The organism is Ectobacillus panaciterrae DSM 19096, from assembly GCF_000430785.1.
Taxonomy (GTDB): domain Bacteria; phylum Bacillota; class Bacilli; order Bacillales; family Bacillaceae_G; genus Ectobacillus; species Ectobacillus panaciterrae.
In genome coordinates this window covers 1-3,054 of the sequence record NZ_AUMR01000170.1, presented here as the reverse complement: position 1 = coordinate 3,054, position 3,054 = coordinate 1, and the positions used below count along the sequence as shown (strand labels likewise).

Below are 3,054 nucleotides of genomic sequence, written 5' to 3'. Positions count from 1 at the left end.
CTTAAATCTTTCGCATCACGTACGGGAACCTTAGAATGAACACCGAGCTTTCCTTGATTTTCTTTGTGCATCTTTAATGCTTCTTCGCGTAAAGTTGACATACGATATCTCCCATCGTCAAATTTTCAATGATTATAGCGGATTTGTTCATCTGCAAATTCTAAATAAATTTCATCAATTTAGTATCAGTGTTTAACCTCTGTTCTTATACCAACTCTAACAATTGGAAATAAACATTACTCTTGAACGTTTTATTAAAACATGAAATGTATCTGTTCCCTTAACGTTAACCTATATAAAAAAAGGAAGCGGGCTGGTCCAAAAGTTATTTATACTTTTGGGTTTCAGCCCCTTTCCATCTTAGTACTTTTTGTTTTTACACAGCGGTTTCTTTATTTGGTTGAGATGCAATTGTGCTCTCTTTTCCTGCCATTGCTTCATTTACTTTAATGGCTTCTTGCAGGTATTCTGTTTCAAACCCGCTTTTTACAGCCCAAAAATAAAAACCAAGAGCTAAACATGCAATGAGAGGCATATCCCAGCCGAATGGAATGACGTTTATTCCGCCAAACTTGTCACTTCCTAAGTATGAAATAGTCATCATGCATAGCAAGTAAGCAACCATCCAAAGTCCTGCTAGGAAGTTCTTGCGGAAGCCCTTCCATTTTATCTTTGCTTGATAATAAAAGTAAATCGGAAGGCCAATCATAATAATGAATAATACCTCTCCTGTAAGCGGCCAGCGCGCCCAATATAGAGTTAAAGAGGCAAAGATAAACCCGCATGGTGCAATAATGCCCAATCCTTTTAAACGTAAAGGTCGATACAATTTCTTGCCTGTCCGTCTTAATGTCATTGCGGTAACAGGTCCTGTAATATAAGAGATCAGGGTGGCAACTGAAATTATCTCTGCCAATACGCCCCATCCTCTAAACAAGTACAAGAACAGAAAAGCTATAGCTAAGTTTACAAACATAGCCGGACGCGGTATACCATAAATAGGATGCAGTTTTCCTAATACTTTTGGCAAGTATCCGTTTTTTTCCATCCCGTATAACATACGCGCTGTTGTAGCTGTATAGGTTATTCCTGTTCCAGAAGGAGAAACAAACGCATCAGAGTATAAAATGATAACCAGCCAGTTTAGGTTTAGAGCGATCGCCAAATCAGCAAATGGAGAATTGAAATTTAAGTGATGCCAACCGTTAACAAGCATGGAAGGATCAACAGCTCCAATAAAAGCAACCTGCAATAAAACGTATATAACTGTTGCAATTAGAACGGAACCGACTACTGCAATAGGGATAGAACGACCAGGGTTCTTTGCCTCCCCTGCCATATTAATCGGACTTTGAAAACCGTTAAATGCGAATACGATACCAGATGTTGCTACGGCAGTAAGTACACTTGCCCAGCCATTAGGTGCTACACCGCCTTGTCCGGACGTAAAGTTTCCTCCATGAAAGCCGACAAATAGTAGTGAACCAATCGTGAGTCCAGGGATAATAATTTTAAATATGGTAATGAAAGAGTTTGCTTTTGCAAACAAACCGACTGTCCAGTAGTTTAAGAAAAAGTAAATAAGCAGTAATACAGAGGCAACAGCTAAGCCTTTTCCGGTAAGTGCTCCATTTACCACTAGATCATGTGTCCACTTCGCCCATTTCCATGGCCATGAATTCATATATTGAACGGAAGCAATCGCTTCAACTGGAATAACAGAAACGATAGCAATCCAGTTTGCCCAACCTGCAATAAATCCCATAAAAGAACCATGAGAATACTGCGTATACTTTACCATTCCTCCAGCTTCAGGGAACATAGCCCCTAATTCACTATAAGAAAGTGCAATAAATAGGATAACAACCATCCCAATAATCCAAGATAAAATAGCAGCCGGTCCTGCAATTTGTGCAGCTCTCCAAGCTCCGAATAACCAACCGGATCCAATAATAGATCCAAGCCCTACCATAGTTAACGCAAAAGTACCCATCCTTCGTTGCAAATTATTCATCTGTTAACCCCTTTCATGTAAGTTGTAGTAATCGTAGAAAAACAATCATGCACTCCAAAGTTCAGACCCTCATAGCAACCTTTTATTTAATGGGGCAATGAATCTACACCGTTGATAGAGTAATGTCAATTACAGTATCAAAAGGTGCAAACTTCATGATTATGTTTGTAGCAGAAAATATCGCTTCAACTGTACCTTGGAAAAATTTTAATATGGGATTTCCTTTCCCTTGAAAGCTTCAATGCCTAATTCAAATAGGATAGAAAAGAGCATGATTGCTAACACATCACCTCCTATCGTTCAATGGAAGCATTATCAACCAGATTTAAAAGCTCGAAAAACAGCAGTTCTTTTAAGCGCTTTCAAATTTATTTTAATAAAACAGTATCTTCAATTTATTATAAGAACTACAAAAACAGACAAAAAACTACAAAAAATTTAAATTTTTTGAATCTCTTAAAATGATCTTATTAACAGCTAGTCTGCTTTTGCAAATCCAGCAGTCAAATCCCTTGCTAAAGGAGTTTCTACAATTTCCTTGATTTCCCTCAACTGATGCAATTGTTCAACTTGTTATAATTAATAATAGTTTCTTTATCGCTGACCTCCCCAATTGAGTTTATTTTCACCTGATGTACTCATATCGCGTACTTGTATAATCTATTATAAGGCTAATCTCTAATAAAAATCAATACTTGTATTCGTTTCGCGTACATTTTTGTTTTATATGCGGGCTACAAATAAAGAGGGGATTTGGATAATAAACAGTATGCTTTGGATAATAAACGTATCATTTCGGATAATACATGGTCGAAGTTGGATCGTAAACGGTGCAATTTGAAAGATGCAGCGTGAAAATTTGAAGAAACTATATAAATGCAAGTGAAAAAAATCGACAAAAAAATCGACAAAAAACGCTTCTTTTAGGTGAGAGAGAGCATCCGGCTAAGCGTAGAAGCGGTCAAATCCTTTTCGTGGCCCATGCAGGGGTAAACCGGAGGGAGGGAGCGAGAGCAGTTTCTCTTTTGTTCAATGTGGCA

General features: G+C 37.8%; 2 protein-coding genes. One reads left to right on the top strand and one right to left on the bottom strand.

Annotation, left to right across the window (positions count from 1 at the left end; all coding sequences use genetic code 11):
- Positions 1 to 376: 376 nt before the first annotated feature.
- On the bottom strand, positions 377 to 2,014 hold the full coding sequence (locus H540_RS0121910; RefSeq protein WP_028402391.1) for a glutamate/serine transporter AimA: 1,638 nt from the start codon (positions 2,012 to 2,014) through the stop codon (positions 377 to 379).
- Between the two features lie 271 nt (positions 2,015 to 2,285).
- Here H540_RS0121910 and H540_RS33540 point away from each other — a divergent pair, with 271 nt between their 5' ends.
- A complete protein-coding gene (locus tag H540_RS33540) occupies positions 2,286 to 2,456 on the top strand; it encodes a hypothetical protein (protein WP_155891114.1) in 171 nt (56 codons plus the stop codon).
- Positions 2,457 to 3,054: the final 598 nt, after the last annotated feature.